The organism is Streptomyces sp. CGMCC 4.7035, assembly GCF_031583065.1.
GTDB classification, from domain to species: Bacteria; Actinomycetota; Actinomycetes; order Streptomycetales; family Streptomycetaceae; genus Streptomyces; species Streptomyces yaanensis.
Map to the genome: position 1 here is coordinate 2,713,658 of NZ_CP134053.1, position 15,162 is coordinate 2,728,819.

Consider the following 15,162-nt stretch of genomic DNA (forward strand, 5'->3'; position numbering starts at 1 on the left):
CGACGACGCAGGTGTTGGGGTCGGCGCAGGACATGAGCTGGGTGGAAGCGCGGTGGGGCCCGGTCATGCCCCCGAAAGCACTCCCCGGCCGACCATCGCGCCGCTACCTGGAGCGCACCGAGGTGGACGGGCGTGCCGCCGCGCCCTGGCGATCCGTATCCGTGATGTCCATGGCGGCAACGTCACGGGGCCGCAGGCCCCCGACCAGACCGGCGATCACCACGGCGATGCCCAGCCATACCGACCGCCCTGGCGCGCCGCTGCCCGAGACGGCTCCGGCGGCCGCCGCGGCGAGTGGCGCGATGCCTGTGAGCAGCCCGGCCCGCCCGGCCCCGACGGTGCGCACCGTCGAGTACCAGAGCACGAAGGCGACCGCCGTCACCAGCAGCGCCAGGTAGCCGACGGCCGCCCACTGTGCCGCGGACAACTCCCGTGCGGCCGACGGCCCTTCCACCGTCCAGCCGAGGACGGCCAGCATCACGCCACCCAGCCAGACCGTGTGCACGGACACCCCCCACGAGCCGTGCCGCCGCAGCACCGGCACCGCGAGCAGCGTGAACGCGGCCTCGCAGCCAAGGGCCAGCGCCGCCCAGGCCACCCCGACGGCGTCGGTCCGGCCGGTCCCCTCCACCAGCACCGCGCCTGCCACGACGACGGGCGCTGCCAGCAGGACCTGCCGGCTCGGCCTCCGACGCTCCAGCAGCGGGCCGGCCACACCGAGCACCACCGGCGCGCAGGCCACCGCGACGGCGACCACCGCGGGCTCCGCGTGTGCGACGCCCCGGACCACGGCCACGTTGAACAGGGCCAGCCCGGTGACCGCGATTCCGGCCAGCCACAGCCATTCCCGGCCTCGCGGCCAGACCATACGGGCCCCCGCGAGCCGGGCCATGACCAGCAGGATCACGGCGGCGGCCGCGTACCGGACGGCCTGGGCGGTGAACAGCGGGGCATCGACGAGGGTGTGCGAAATGGTGACGCTGCTGCCGACGAGCACCATGCCGACCATGCCGGGGACGAGCGGGGCGAACGAAGCGGAAGGTGTGTCCATGCCGTCCACCCTGCCGTCACAATGGACGTCATGGGCAGGTCCACAACCCCGCCGAGCGAGGGGTCCAAACGCCCCGGCCCGATGCCTGATCCGGCCCCCGGACCGGTGTCGCACGCGTGCCCCGCGAGCACGCCGCCGGCCCTGGATGAGCCGCGGGCCTCGGGGTCGACGGCGGCCCCGCGCACCCCGGCGGACGGCACGCCGACCCCCGGTTCGGACTTCCTCCAGCTGGACATCGGCCAGGCGCCGCCCGGTGGACGCACCGCCTGGCTCGCCGACCGGCTGCGGTCGGCCATCGCCGACGGCCGGCTGCCCGTCGGAGCGCGGCTGCCGGCCAGCCGGGTGCTCGCCGACGAGCTGCGCGTCACCCGGGGCGTGGTCACCGAGGCCTACCGGCGGCTCGCCGAGTCCGGACAGATCGCCGGCCGCGGCAGGCTCGGCACGGTGGTCGTGGCGGCGCCCGCCGCGTCCCGGGGCGGCCCCGCCCCCGGCACGGGGCCCGGGCCCGCGCTCTTCGGCTCGGCCGACCGCGAGGGCGTGGTCGACGCCCTGCGCGCACTGCCTTGCCGGATCGATCTCTCCCCGGGCGTCCCCGACCTTGCCGCCTTCCCCCGCGCCGGCTGGCTGCGCGCCGAACGCGCCGTCCTTGCGAGCGTCACCCCGGCCGACTTCGGCTACGGCGACCCCCAGGGCGCCCCCGCCCTCCGCCGGGCCGTCGTCGGCTGGCTGGCCCGCAACCGTGGCATCCGCGCCGACCCGGCCGAGGTCGTGGTGGTCGCGGGTGTGGCGCAGGCCCTGGGCCTGCTCGGCCAGATCCTGCGGGAGGACGGAATCCGCCGCATCGCCGTCGAGGACCCCGGATCGCTCGGGGCGCGCCAGCAGTTGGAGTACGGCGGCCACACGGTCGTGCCCGTTCCCGTGGACGCCGGCGGCCTCGACGTCGGTGCGCTGCGCGCCAGTGGCGCCCGGGCGGTGCTGCTGACTCCGGCCCATCAGTTCCCCACCGGCGTCGTCCTCGACGGGGAACGCCGCCGCGAGCTGCTGAGCTGGGCGGCCGACGGCGGGGTGGTGATCGAGGACGACTACGACGCCGAGCACCGCTACGACCGGCCGCCGGTGCCGGCGCTGCGCTCGCTCATGCCCGAAGGCGTCTGCTACGCGGGCAGCGTCTCCAAACTGCTCGCGCCCGCGCTCCGGGTCGGGTGGCTCCTCGTACCACCGGACCGGCTGGACGCCGTCGTGGCCGCCAAGCGGTACGCCGACCTGGGCAACGGCATCCTCACCCAGCTCGTCCTCGCCCGACTGATGGACTCGGGGGAGCTGGAACGGCACCTGCGCCATGTCCGGCGGCGCCACCGTCGGCGCCGGGACGTGATGCTGCGGGCCGTCGAGGAACACCTGCCCGGTGCCCGCGTGCACGGGGCGGCCGCCGGACTGCACCTCATGGTCACCTTCGAAGACCGGCCTGGCGGGGTGCGCGGCCGTGGCTTCGACGACGTCGACCTCGCCGCGGCTGCCCTCGACCGGGGCGTCAAGGTGCACCCGCTGTCCTGGCACCGGATCAGCCCGGGCCCGCCCGGCCTGGTACTCGGCTACGCGGCGGGCCCCGCCCACGAGATCGAGGAGGGCATCGCTCTCCTCGGTGCCGCCCTGCGAGGCCGACTTTCATGAGGGGGCGCCGCCGGGGGAGTAAGCAACACCGTGCCACCGTGATCGACGCAGCCGGGGCCCTGTTGTTGCCCGGCTTCGTCAACACCCACCAGCACATGTGGCAGGCCGCGATGCGGAGCGTGGGGGCGGGCTGGACCCTGGCCCGGTACGTGGAGTGGATGCTCATGAAGTGGGGGCCGCTGTTCCGTCCGGAGGACATCTACGCGGCCAACTACCTGGGCATGGTCGAGGCCGTCAACGACGGGGTGACCACGATCACGGACTGGTCGCACGGACTGCGCACCCCCGAGCACGCCGACGCCGCAGTGGACGCGCTGTTCGCCGTACCGGGACGCGCCCGGTTCGGCTGCAGCAACGCCTTCGCCCCCGATCTGAGCTGGGTGTACGACGGGCGCATCGACAAGATGCTCAAGGAGCGGTTCGCCGATACCGACCAACTCGTCACCATGCAGGTGGCCTTCGACATCTACGCCAACACCGACGACGCCCGTCAGCGCCCTGAAGCACACCCGCGACCTCGACCTGCCGTTCAGTACCCACGCCGGCCTGTTCGGGTTCGTCGGCGACGACAACATACGCTTTCTGGAGGAGAACAAGGCGCTGGCACCGTCGACCACCCTGGTCCACGCCGCCTCGCTGAGCGACGACTCCTACCGGCGCATCGCCGACAGCGGCGCCCACCTGTCCCTCTCGGCGGAGAGCGAACTCAACGCCGGGCAGGGATACCCGCCCACCGCGAAGGCACGCCAGTACGGCATCCCCGTCTCGCTGTCCCAGGACACCGTGGTGTGGTGGAGCAGCGACATCTTCTCCGCCATGCGTGCCACCCTGAACGCCGGCCGGGGACTTGCCCACCTGCGCGCCCACGAAGCCGAGAAGTCACTGACCAGCAACGCACTGCGCGCCCAAGACGTGCTTGAGTACGCCACGATCGGCGGCGCACGGACACTCGGCCTGGACCGCCCCATCGGTTCGATCGCCCCGGGCAAGCGCGCGGACCTCGTCCTGCTCCGCACCGGCACACCGACGATGACCCCCGTCAACAACCCGGCCGGTCACATCGTCTTCCAGGCCGAACGCGCCGATGTGGACACGGTGCTGGTGAACGGGCGGGTACTCAAGCACCGCGGCACCCTCATCGGTGTGGACGCGCGCCGCCGCGCCCGGCACCTGGTCGAGCAGTCCCTGGAGTACCTGCGCTCGAAGATCCCCGCCAAGGACTGGCAGCAGGCGATGAACCCGGTCGGCCCGGGTCGGCCGCTGCCTGCGATCAGCGTTCCGACAGCGGCGACACCGGGTCTGCCGAGCGGACTCCAGTTCGCCGGGCGCCTCTTCGTATGCGGAGGTGGCATCGAGTAGTACGCCGGCGCGATCACCAACGAGCCGGTCCGGTGCAGCAACGGAGAGCAGGTGTCGCCTAATGGGCTCACCCGCGCACGGCTTGGGGCCTCCACTCGGCCCCGTGCCTGATTTACTCAGTCGACTCTGCTGAGATCGAACAACTCCAGGTTCGAGGCCGCTGGTCAGAGGCCGGAGAGGCGCTGGCCAGGGCTGCTCGGTCGCTGGAGGTGGCCGGCGCCGATCTGGTGCTCATCGGTGCCGATGTCATACATCAGTGGCCGCTGGTCCAAAAAAATGCTGCGCTTATGACGAGGGGACCGGGTCAGATCTTGACCACGGTGGCCCGTCCGCCGCACAGCGCGGTCAGGTCCTCGGGATCCGAGGTGAGGATTGTGGCTGGGCCGGGGGCGGCGAGGGCGGTGGCGCTGAGCATGGCGTCGATGGCGTACTTGTGGCCGTGCAGGCCGGCGTCGGCGAGGAGGGCGGCGGCATGGCGGGCGATGGGCTCAGAGACCGGTTCGACGACGAGTCGGGACAGTGTCCATTCCAGGGCCGGGCGGTTGATCCGGGGGTGGACCACTTCCACAAGGGTGGCCGCGGAGGTGACCACTCGGAGGTCGTCGGCGCGGGCGAGGGCGAGCCAGGCAGTGACCGTGCGGTCGCGCAGGACGGCCTTGGCCAGTCCTTCGCTGTCGAGGACGAGGGTGCCGCCGGGGACGGCGGGGGAGCGGGTCACGCTGCGTTCGCCCCGCCCTTTGTCTGCTGCTCTCGGGCCTGGTGGAGCTGATCGCGCAGGGCCTGGATCTCCTCGTCCGTGACGGGCCCGTGCTCGGCCTCGGCGACCTGGATGAGTTCGTTGAGGTTGTCGCGTTCGATCTGTCGCGCGACGGCGGCGGCAACGTAGGCGGACAGGCCGGAGGGGCCGCTGCGGGCCTTGGCGGCCTCGGCGATGTCGCGCGGCATGGTGATCGAATACTTGCCGGTAGGCTCGCTCATGCCACCTATCCTACCTTGCATCCTCCGGAGGGCCGACCTCCCGGTCATGTCGAAGCGAACACGGAAGTCGGTTTCGCGGGTTGAGTGGACTCCTGCTTACGCCGCGCACCAGGGTGTCTCCGGCGGCCGCCGGTATGGTCGCCGGCCGGTGAAGGCGCAGGTGCCGTCCTGGGAGGCACAGGCGGTCGCCGGCCGGGGCGGTGTAGCAGGCCTTGGTCTGGCCGTTGACGGCACCGAACATCACGTCAGCGCGCCGGAAGCATTCGCGATCAATCAGGTCGGATGCGGGCCGAGCGACTATCTGCAGGTCACTGCCACCAGGCCGGCCGGCCCACCTACGATCTGTGTTTCGCCAACGCCGGAACCGTGTCCCTGCCCCTCGACACCTGGGCGAACCACCCGGGTGGGGTCAGCGCGAGCTGGATCAGGATCCTCTGAACCACCAGTGGCCCGGGACGGCGATCCGGTGTGATCGCCGTCCCGCGGCGAAGGTCAGCTCGGGGCGCCGACACCCGACAGGGTGCCTTCCAGCACGTCGCGGAGCTGCGATCGGGCGGTGATGCCCAGCTTGGGGAACACCCGATAGAGGTGGGAGCCGACCGTACGCGGGGAGAGGAACAGTTTCTCGCCGATCTCACGGTTTGTCAGGCCACGGGCCGCGAGCTGGACGATCTGCTGCTGTTGCGGGCTGAGTTCGGCGAACGCACTGGGCACGGCACCGCTCGCTTCGATGCCGGCGGCTCGCAGCTCCGCCTTCGCCCGTTCGATCCAGGGCCGCGCGCCGAGTCGCTGGAAGGTGTCGAGTGCCGCGTTCAGCAGCGGGCGGGCCTCGGCGATGCGGCGCTGCCTGCGCAGCCACTCGCCGTAGTCCAGCCGGGTCTGCGCCCGTTCGAACGGCCATTGCTCGCCCGTGGTGTCCGCCAGCGCCGCCCGGAAGTACGGTTCGGCGTGCTCCGGTTCCGCGAGCAGCGCGCGGCCCCGGCCGACCAGTGCGGTGACCCGGGCCGACATGCCGCTGCCCAGGCGCCGCCCCGCACGCTCCAGCAGTTCGGCGGCGTGTTCCCGCTGGCCCCGGCGGACGGCCGCCGCGGCAAGTTCGGCCAGCACGGTGTACGAGACGTGGTAGTGCACCGGGTCGCCGTCGTCGGTGAAGGCCGAGCGGAACTGCGTGTACGCGGTGTCGTAGTCGCCCTCGGCCACTGCGGCCAGACCCAGGGCCCGGCGGGCGAAGACCGCGACCGACCGGCTTTCCAGCGGATCCACCAGGGCCAGTGCCTGCTCGGCATTCCGGCGTGCGTCGCCCGTCTCGCCGAGCAGGGCGAGGACTGTCGCGTCGAGCGCACGCGCGCACGCCTCGGCGTGGTCCAGTCCGGCCTGCGAGGCCACCACCGCGATCTCGGCGGCCACCGAGCGGGCCTCCGCCCACCGGCCCTGTTCCAGATAGGCCCAGCCGGCGGCACAGCCCAGTCCGGCCGGCAGCGGGCCATGGGCCTGCCAACGACCGAACGCCTCGTCGAAGGTCCTGGTGGCGAGGGTGGTCTGGTCGAGGAGCCAGGCCACAATGGCGAGCGCGGTCAGAGTCCTGGGGTCGTCCTTGGCCTCGGCGATGAGCCCTGGCAGCGCCGGGGCGAGGGACGCTCCCGCGCCGCCGGGGTCGGACACGGCCAGTACCCAGGCGCGCAGCGCACCCCCGGCAGGAGAGCCTGGCATACCGGAGAGCAGGGCCTCGATCCGCTGCCGTTGGGACTCCTCCCCCGAGTAGTAGCGGACCACCGCCGCCGCGGCGAGGGCGTCCAGCAGGCGGGGTGACCGGGCGCTCGCTGCCTCGTCGGCGATCCGCGCCAGCAGCGCGAAGGCCGCCGAGTGGTGTGGGCCCATGGTCATGAGCTGTCCCGTGGCCAGTGCGGCCCTGCTGATCAACGCCGGGTCGTCACTGCGCTTGCGTACCTCGCCCGCCAGGTGTTCCACCCAGCCGAGCTGACCGGTGAAGACGGCCATGTCCGCGGCATCGGCCAGCAGCCGTGCCTGGTCCACGCGGCGCGGGCTGAGTTCTGCGGCGCGCTCCAGAGCGGCGGCTGCGGCCGCATGGCCGCCCCGGCGCCGGGCTCGGCCGGCCGTCTCCAGGAGGACCGCCGACACCTCCTCGTCAGGACGCACGGTCGCGGCGGCGAGATGCCAGGCGCGGCGGTCGGGTTCCTCACCCAGCAGCCGGGCGAGCGCGAGGTGTGCTTGCCTGCGTTCCTCGAAGGACGCGGCGTGGTAGACCGCCGAGCGGATGAGCGGGTGACGGAAGGAGATCCCGGCGCTGTCCTGTCGTACGAGACCGGCCTGTTCGGCGGGCAGCCACACCGTGTCCTCCGCCTCGGGCAGACCCCGCGAGGCCACCGGCGCATCTGCCGCGTCAGCGGCCGCGAGCAGCAGCAGGGCGCGGCGGGTCGCTTCCGGAAGGAGCTCCACGTGCCGCGCGAAGATCCCTTCCAGCCGGTCGGTGACGGGCAGCGGTCCCTCCACTCCGCTGCCTGCGACCTGCCGGCTCGCGGTGGCGCGGGCGAGCTCGACCAGGGCCAGCGGATTGCCCGCCGCCTCCTGGAGGATGCGCACGCGGGTGCGGCCAGTGGGTCGGTCGGGCTGCTCATCGAGCAACCGGTTCGCCGCCTCACCGCTCAGCGGCCCGAGCTCCAGGCGCTCGTATCCCTTGTCGAACCCGGGCAGCGCGTCCGCGGCACGCACCCCCACCAGCAGCGTGACGGGCTCACTGTCCATGCGCCGGGCCACGAAGGAGAGAGCGTCCAGTGACGCACGGTCGATCCACTGGGCGTCATCGACCACCACGAGCAGCGGTGCCGGTTCCGCCAGATCCGACAGCAGGGTCAGCACCGCCAGACCGACGAGCATGGCATCGGGCGTCTCTGCGTGTTCATCCAGCCCCAGCGCGGCCCGCAGCGAGGAGCGCTGCCGTGACGGCAGGCTGTCCAACTCGCCGAGCACCGGGCGGAGCATCTGGTGAAGGCCGGCGAACGCGAGGTGCGACTCGGACTCACTGCCGACCGCGCGCAGCACCCGATGGCCCGCACTCCGCGTACGTTCCACCGCGAGGTCGAGCAGTATGCTCTTGCCGGCACCGGGGTCGCCCGTGAGGACAAGTACCTCGCTGTGGGACCGGTCAGCGGCGATACGCCGCATGATTTCCGCAGTCTCGGTTTCCCGGCCCACCACCGGCAGTCCGAGATCGTGATTCGGGCGCCAGTTCCCTTGAGCGCGTCCACCATTTTTCACGGATGCTCCAGGAATTGAGATTCCTCAGATAATAGCGTGCGCTTACCTCTGCCCCGCCCCACGGGGGCGTGTGCGATCGGTCCTGCGCTGTGTTTTCGGACCCAGGCGCACGGTGCAGTCACGTGACGCATACCGGTGCCGCGCGGCCGCGGCCAGAATCGAGAGGCGAGGCCGGAAATCTTCTTGGGAAGGGGCTTCCCATGGTCACCGAAGGGTCATGGCTGGTAGGGCTCGCGTTCCACACTTCGTGCGGTCGGCTCGTACAGCACTTCTATGTCATCGATGGCACAGCCGATCCCGCCCACGCCCGGCAGGCGGCTCTCGCGAGGAGCACGGCCCCGGGTGAACGAGCCGCCCAAGGAAACCTCCGGCCCGCCGACGGATGCGTCGAGATACGCCGGGTGATGCACGACCCGCTGGGCAACCGGCGGCTCTCCGCCCCCAGTCCGTGCTCTGCCCCCGGCCGGCCGGACCTGCCGCCTTACCCGCACACTTCGGTCCTCAGCTGCCCGCCCTGCAGAGGGGTCTCGTAGGCACGACGGCTGCTGAGCAGACCGCGCAGTCCCCTTGCGCAATGTACCGGCCGTACTCGATGCCCCAGTGGCCAAGTGACCTCGACGGCCGGTCGTCTCACCGCCGAGCTGACGGGCACGAGGAAGGCGCCGTCGGCGGACCGGCAGGGGCGCGGGGTGGCGGGCGATCACCCGGCCGTCAAGTCCAGCATGCCGCCGTGTCCGTCTCCGTGCGGCCCAGCGACGTCTGCATGACGGTGGCCACCGTCCGGTTCAGCGTGCTCTTGCCCGCCCCGTTGGGGCCCAGCAGCCCGTGTATGCCGGTACCCAGCGCCAGTTCGAGCTCGTCGACGGCCATCCGTTTCCTGTCGGCCCTCACCTTCAGCCAGGCGGCCCGGATCTCCCGGACGTAGGGCATCGGTGCGATCTCGGCCGCGCTCAACGCGGGCATACTCCGATGTTCCGTTCCGATGGTCAACGATGGGCTCCCAGCACGGAGTACGCGTACCTGCGAGCGATCACGACACCTGTGCCGAGCACGAAGACAAGCCCCCACACGGGCAGGTCCTCCGCCCGCAGGGCCAAGGGGGGCGTCCTCCGCATCTCGATCCTGGCCCGTCGAGCACCATGGCCTGCTGTACGTCTCTCAGTTCCAGTTCCGGCGCCAGCAGTCGCAGCGCGTCACCGGGTCATCGGGTCACCGGTGACGGCAGCCGCAAGCAACGCCTCCTCGGCTGCGGACGGCGCGGCGGCCCGCGGTCGCGTGGTGCGCCCGGCGCCGGAACGCGTCCACGAGCCGGCGCGCAGCGATCGTCCACATGCCTCCGAAATATTCCCCGACGATCAAGTGGCCGTGTCGGTAAGCAGGCGGCTTCTGTGCGACTTCAACGGCGTTTCCCTCTCAGTCACGTGACTGATACCGGCCGCCGCTTTCATTACGCACCATGGTGATATCCGGCCGCGGTGATCCAGAAGCGGCCTATCACGGTCCTGGCCTCCCTGGCTCGCAGGTGTTGCAGGACGTGATGAGTTATTCCATCGGAGTGCGAAGAAAAATGGACAGCGAAAATTCTGCACGATCCCTGACCCGGCGCGGCTTCGTCGGAGTCACCGCGGGCATCGGCGCCGCTGGGCTGTGGGGCAGCCAGATGGTCCAGCCGGCCAACGCCTCCGCCTTGACGAGGGCCGAGCGCCGGACACGCGTCGAGACCATCCAGTTGGGCAAGGTCACCGTCACCCGTGTCGTGGAGTTCAGCGGTCCGGTGGGCCTGACGTCACGCCAGTTCTTCCCGGAGAGTCCGAAGGAACTGTGGGAGGAGAACAGGGACTGGCTCAGCCCGGACTTCTGGAAGCCGAGCACCGACATGGTCAACTCCGCCCTGCAGACCTGGGTCCTGCGCAGTGAGGGCAGAACGATCCTGATCGACACGGGCGCCGGCAACGACAAGTTCCGTCCGTACGCAAAGCAGTGGCAGTACATGGATACTGATTTCCTGCGCCGTCTGGCCCGTGCCGGAGTCCGTCCACAGGACGTCGATGTCGTCGTCAACACCCACCTGCACAACGACCATGTCGGCTGGAACACCCGACGTGAGGGCCGGGACTGGGTACCCACCTTCCCCAACGCCACCTATCTGATCCCCAAGATCGAGTTCGACTTCTGGAACCCGCAGGGCCCCGTACGTCCGAAGTACTGGCAGGGCAACCAGAACGTATGGGAGGACAGCGTGCTCCCGGTCCACGAGGCGGGCCTGGTGAAGCTGTGGGAGGGCTCGTACACCCTCGACTCCAGCCTGGAGTTGCGCCTCGCAGCCGGGCACACTCCCGGCTCGTCCGTCATCCGGCTGGAGTCAGGGCGTGACCGAGCGGTGTTCATCGGCGACCTGCTTCACACCCCGCTGCAACTCGAACACCCCGAGTTCAACAGCTGCTTCGAGGAGGACGAGAAGATGGCGCTCGCCACCCGGCGCCGCGAATTGGAGTGGGCAGCGGACCACAGGGCCCTCGTCCTGCCCGCGCATCTGCCCGGCCACGGCGCCGCCGAGGTGGAGCGCGACGGCAGCAACTTCAAGATCAAGGACTGGGCCGGATTCAGCCGCAGCTGACCCGGCCGCACCTCCGGTAGCTGTGGACGATCTCCGGAAAGTCCGGTCCCGGCAGAGTCGTTGTCACAGAACGCCACTACGTGCCACGGGCTGACCGGCCGCGCGCACTGCGAGAGCAGTCATCTGACGCATACCGGACGGAAGACCGGCTTGCCGAGACTGGTGACGAGGCGCTGGTCCTTACAGGGCCTCCGATGCTCTCTCTCACACTCACAACCCGGCTTGCCGCGGTCCGAAGGAGCTTACGCGGACACCTGGGTAAGTCATGGCCGCAGTCCGCCGACCGGCGAACGCACCATGCGCGCGCGAATGGACGTATGGAGACCCTCATGGTGGCAAGGAAGACGGCATGGCTGTGGGACCGTTTCGCCGCCGTCGACCCGGGGCTGATGCGTCTGGCCTCCGCGATGCGCGCCGTGCTCGGCGCCGCCGCGTCCCTCGCTGTCCTGGCTGCCCTTCGGCAGTCCGACACGGACTTGCTGGTCGGCGGCTTCACCGCGATGGTGACCTCTCTGGCGATCAGTGACCTGCACCCACGCAACCAGCTGATCACGCTGGGACTCGGAGCTCCGCTCTCCCTCACGGCGCTGACCGCCGGAGCCGTGCTCACGCCGTACCCAGTGGCGGCCAGGATCGTGTTCCTGCTGCTGATCTACGTCGCCGTCCACGTCCGCCGGTACGGCCCCAGGGGGCAGGGCCTGGGCATCTTCGGCTTCATGGCCTTCTTCCTGTCACAGTTCACCGGGGCACGAGCGGCCCAGCTGCCGCAGATGGGCGCAGCTGTCCTCGTCGCGTTCGGGGCCGTCGCGGCCGTCTGGTACGGTCCGGGATTCATGACGGGGGCCCGTGTCCTCGTCCGGCTGCGACGCACGTTCGACGGGCGGCTGCGCGACGTCCTGCGGGACATGGCCACCCTGCTCAGCGCCGGGCAGGACGACGACACGGTGAGTCAGTCGCTGGAGAGGCGTCTGGACAGGCTCCACACGGCCGTGCTCCTGATCGAGGACTTTCTTGACGAGCACGTCGTCGACGAGGCCACCGACAGCTGCCTGTTGCGGCACCTCTCGCGAGTGGAGGTGGCCGCACAGCGGCTCGCTGTGCTCACGGTCCGCGCGGTCCACACGTCCCTGGCCGTCGACGATCTCGCGGGACGGACCGCACGGCAGCAGCTCGCTGGACGGATCCGTCTGCTGCATCACCAGGTCGCCCTGGGAACGGCCTTTGCCCCCGAGGCGCAGGCGGTAGCGCCCGAAGCCGAGCGGTCGATCCGGCCGGGCGAACGGACGCCGGTGCAGGACTGTTTCCAAGCGGTCGACGATCTGGCAATGGCCGTGAGCTCGTTGGGGCCGGGTCGTGTCAGCTCCCCGACACGACCCGGCCCCGCTCCGCAGGAGCCCACCGCACGGCGGGTTCGGGCATTTGACGTCAAGCGGTACTGGAAAGCGGACGACGCAGACCGCAAGCGCGGAACGACCCGGCAGGCCGTCCAGGTGACCGTCGCCTCCGCGCTCTCCGTGTTCGGCGGTCACCTGCTGTCTCCGGACCACTGGTACTGGGCCGTCGCGGCAACATGGGTCGTGTTCATCAACACCGAGAGCACCGGCGAAGTCCTGCTGCAAAGCGTCCGGCGGCTGGCAGGCACGGTCCTGGGCGTGGTGTTCGGCTACGGCCTCGCGACCCTGGTCGGACCGGACGGGTCGCTGCTCCTGGCCCTGCTGCTGGTGTGCATGTTCGGGATGTTCTACACCCCGTCCGATGCCTACTGGGCGGTGACGTTCTTCATCACCGGCATGCTGAGCATGCTGCTGGCGCTGCTGGACACGTTCTCGACGGACGTGCTCGTCCTGCGGGTGCAGGAGACCGCGCTGGGGGTCTCCTGCGGTGTTCTTGCCGCCGTACTCGTACTTCCCGTCACGGTCCGCCGGGCCAGTGACGAGGAGCTGGTCGACTTTCTGCTGGCCCTCAGGCGCCTGCTGCACGAGACGACGCGGATCCCTGGCACCGGCACCAAGACGAGCCTGGTGCGCGCGACCCATGATCTCGATCAGGCGCTGGAGTCCTTCCGCAGAGCCTGCCTGCCGCTCACCCACCCGCTCAATCTCCAGCGGGGCCGTCGTGATCGGGCCCGCCACCTCTTGGAACTGCTGGAAGCCGGTGCCTACCACGCACGGAGCCTGGCCGCCGTGGCTGGGCGGCTCCCAGAGAGCGACGGGATCGAGTACGCGCCCCGGATCGCCGACGCGGCCGACCGTGTGCAGGAGACCGTGACGCACCTGATCCGCGTTACGCGGCACCGACGGGGAACGGCCCCCCGCACGGCACGCCCGAGGGTCACCAGGGCACTGTCCCTGCTCTCCGACGAGCAGCGCATGCGTCGCGGCCGGCCGTCGCCCGAGCAGCGCCTGCTGCTCCACATCGGCCGTCTCGACACGACCCTGACCGCACTCGTACGCGCCTGGGACCCGCCCGTGCCGGGCGTCGGACACACCGTGGTGTCGTCCGGGGGCGGTGATGTCTCCTCGCCGCCCAGTCAGGCCACGCCCGCCGCCGATCAGATCCCACCGGCCGACACGCACACACACCCGTCGGTCAGGCCCTGCCGGGCCGGTCGTGCGACAGGCGTCACCGAGCCCGCGACCAGCCCGGGGCGGGCTGCCTGCTGAGCGGGGCCGTATCGGCCGCCGTCGACGAACCGCTGACCGTCTGTCTTCCCACCGTGGCGAACCGGCCGCAGCCGCCGGCGCACTTCCGCAACCACCGGGGCGGCGCCGGGGCCCTGCTGCTCGTGCGCTCCGGCACCGGGGAGGCTCCTGGTCGTCCGACAGAGCCGCAAGGGTCAGGATCCGCGCTTCCCTCGGACAGGAGCAACGCGGACAGCGGCCCCACGCCCTGGTCGGCACAGGGCCACCACCGCCTGGGCCGACGCGTGGCCTCACCGATCTCTCCGCGGTGTCAGGGCCAGTCCATGACCGTGGTGTCCAGGTGCAGTCACGTGACGCATACCGCGGCACATCCCAGGCGGCGCACCATGGTTGAGCAGGGCCGTTCACGGAACGGACTCGAGCTGGGGGCGGCCCTGATTCCACCGGCGAAGACCCGAAGCCCGGCGCCCGCTCCGACCTCGGCGGCGGGACCGACGAGGTCGGCCGAAGATGCCGCAGCCCCGGTTGCGGCGCCCCCGGTGCTCCGGCCCACAGCGGCCAGGCACCCCAGTACCCGTCTTGAGCACCCGCTCATCCGCATCCGCCCGCGCCTGCGGCCTGAGTAGCGGAAATGATCGAAGTGGAGAGAACCGTGGACACCATCACCCTGGGCGATGTCACCGTGACCCGAGTCTGGGAGTACTACGGTCCTGTTGACCTGACGCCCGAAGCGTTCGTCCCGGAGAGCCCTGCCGAGGCGTGGGAGACCCACCGTTCCTGGCTGGTGCCGGACTTCCTGGACGCCGAGACCAACATCGTGAGTTCCGCGATCCAGACCTGGGTACTGCGCAGTGAGGGCAAGACCATCCTGGTCGACACCGGTGTCGGCAACCACAAGGACCGTCCGTACGCGCCCGTGTGGAGCCGCCTGAACACCGACTTCCTGGGCAACCTCGCCCGTGCCGGGGTCCGTCCCGAGGACGTCGACATCGTGATCAACACGCACCTGCACGTCGACCACGTCGGCTGGAACACCTACCTCGACGGCCGCACCTGGGTGCCGACGTTCCCCAACGCCACTTACCTCATGGCCAAGGCGGACTTCGACTACTGGAACCCCGCCAACGAGATCAAGACCCTGCTCGGGCGCGGCAACCAGAACGTCTTCGAGGACAGCGTCGCCCCCGTGCACGAGGCCGGCCTGACCCAGCTCTGGGAGGGCAGCCACCGGATCGACGGCAACCTGCGCCTCGACCTCGCACCCGGCCACACCCCCGGCTCGTCGGTGCTGAGGCTGGAGTCCGGATCCGACCGGGCCCTGTTCGTCGGCGACCTGATGCACAGCCCGATCCAGATCCACGAGCCCGACGCCAACAGCTGCTTCTGCGAGGACCCCGCTGAAGCCCGCGCCACCCGCCGCAAGCTCCTGGGCTCGGCGGCCGACAGCAACGCCCTCGTCTTCCCCGCGCACCTCGGCGGCCACGGCGCCGCCGAAGTCGTCCGCGAGGGAGACAAGTTCGCCGTCAAGGGCTGGGCGCCCTTCTCCAAGTACACCGAGCAGGCCTGAG

10 protein-coding genes and 1 pseudogene are annotated in these 15,162 nt (G+C 70.8%); 5 read left to right on the forward strand and 6 right to left on the reverse strand.

Going from position 1 to position 15,162, the window contains the following annotated elements; translation table 11 throughout:
• Positions 1–103: 103 nt before the first annotated feature.
• Positions 104–1,051, reverse strand: coding sequence for a DMT family transporter (locus Q2K21_RS11365; RefSeq protein ID WP_310769565.1), 948 nt, complete (start codon positions 1,049–1,051; stop codon positions 104–106).
• Between the two features lie 21 nt (positions 1,052–1,072).
• Between Q2K21_RS11365 and pdxR the strand changes: the two genes are divergently transcribed.
• On the forward strand, positions 1,073–2,722 hold the full coding sequence (gene pdxR / locus Q2K21_RS11370; RefSeq protein WP_386275972.1) for a MocR-like pyridoxine biosynthesis transcription factor PdxR: 1,650 nt from the start codon (positions 1,073–1,075) through the stop codon (positions 2,720–2,722).
• Between the two features lie 636 nt (positions 2,723–3,358).
• Entirely contained in the window at positions 3,359–4,081 is a 723-nt protein-coding gene (locus Q2K21_RS11375; RefSeq protein WP_310780847.1) for an amidohydrolase family protein, read from the forward strand.
• Positions 4,082–4,385: 304 nt separating this feature from the next.
• Here Q2K21_RS11375 and Q2K21_RS11385 read toward each other — a convergent pair whose 3' ends face one another.
• From Q2K21_RS11385 to Q2K21_RS11410, 5 genes and pseudogenes are all read right to left on the reverse strand, one after another.
• Complete coding sequence (locus Q2K21_RS11385) at positions 4,386–4,799, reverse strand: PIN domain-containing protein (RefSeq protein WP_310769569.1); 414 nt, start codon at positions 4,797–4,799, stop codon at positions 4,386–4,388.
• Positions 4,796–5,059 carry a CopG family transcriptional regulator gene (locus tag Q2K21_RS11390; RefSeq protein WP_310769571.1) on the reverse strand — a complete coding sequence of 88 codons (264 nt, stop codon included), beginning with the start codon at positions 5,057–5,059 and terminating at the stop codon, positions 4,796–4,798. Before Q2K21_RS11390 ends, Q2K21_RS11385 begins: the two co-directional genes overlap by 4 nt.
• A 492-nt stretch (positions 5,060–5,551) precedes the next feature.
• Positions 5,552–8,335: a helix-turn-helix transcriptional regulator gene (locus tag Q2K21_RS11395; RefSeq protein WP_310769573.1), complete on the reverse strand. Its 2,784-nt coding sequence runs from the start codon at positions 8,333–8,335 to the stop codon at positions 5,552–5,554.
• A gap of 711 nt (positions 8,336–9,046) precedes the next feature.
• Complete coding sequence (locus Q2K21_RS11400; protein WP_386275971.1) at positions 9,047–9,298, reverse strand: ATP-binding cassette domain-containing protein; 252 nt, start codon at positions 9,296–9,298, stop codon at positions 9,047–9,049.
• A gap of 163 nt (positions 9,299–9,461) precedes the next feature.
• A pseudogene (locus Q2K21_RS11410) lies at positions 9,462–9,700 on the reverse strand (RNA polymerase subunit sigma-24); the annotation flags it as partial.
• A 295-nt stretch (positions 9,701–9,995) separates the two neighbouring features.
• Here Q2K21_RS11410 and Q2K21_RS11415 point away from each other — a divergent pair.
• The 3 genes from Q2K21_RS11415 to Q2K21_RS11425 all read left to right on the forward strand — a co-directional run bounded on the left by Q2K21_RS11415 (position 9,996) and on the right by Q2K21_RS11425 (position 15,161).
• Positions 9,996–10,952: an MBL fold metallo-hydrolase gene (locus tag Q2K21_RS11415; RefSeq protein WP_310780850.1), complete on the forward strand. Its 957-nt coding sequence runs from the start codon at positions 9,996–9,998 to the stop codon at positions 10,950–10,952.
• Positions 10,953–11,281: 329 nt separating this feature from the next.
• Positions 11,282–13,615 (forward strand): FUSC family protein, encoded by a 2,334-nt coding sequence (locus Q2K21_RS11420; RefSeq protein WP_310769575.1) that lies wholly within the window; start codon positions 11,282–11,284, stop codon positions 13,613–13,615.
• Positions 13,616–14,246: 631 nt separating this feature from the next.
• A complete protein-coding gene (locus Q2K21_RS11425) occupies positions 14,247–15,161 on the forward strand; it encodes an MBL fold metallo-hydrolase (protein WP_310769577.1) in 915 nt (304 codons plus the stop codon).
• Position 15,162: the final 1 nt, after the last annotated feature.

Excerpts from the sequence above, each read along its gene's own strand:
- Q2K21_RS11390 (WP_310769571.1), bottom strand. The coding sequence starts at position 5,059 with ATGAGCGAGCCTACCGGCAAGTATTCGATCACCATGCCGCGCGACATC.
- Q2K21_RS11415 (WP_310780850.1), top strand. The coding sequence starts at position 9,996 with ATGGTCCAGCCGGCCAACGCCTCCGCCTTGACGAGGGCCGAGCGCCGG.
- Q2K21_RS11420 (WP_310769575.1), top strand. The coding sequence starts at position 11,282 with ATGGTGGCAAGGAAGACGGCATGGCTGTGGGACCGTTTCGCCGCCGTC.
- Q2K21_RS11365 (WP_310769565.1), bottom strand. The coding sequence starts at position 1,051 with ATGGACACACCTTCCGCTTCGTTCGCCCCGCTCGTCCCCGGCATGGTC.
- Q2K21_RS11400 (WP_386275971.1), bottom strand. The coding sequence starts at position 9,298 with ATGCCCGCGTTGAGCGCGGCCGAGATCGCACCGATGCCCTACGTCCGG.
- pdxR (WP_386275972.1), top strand. The coding sequence starts at position 1,073 with ATGGACGTCATGGGCAGGTCCACAACCCCGCCGAGCGAGGGGTCCAAA.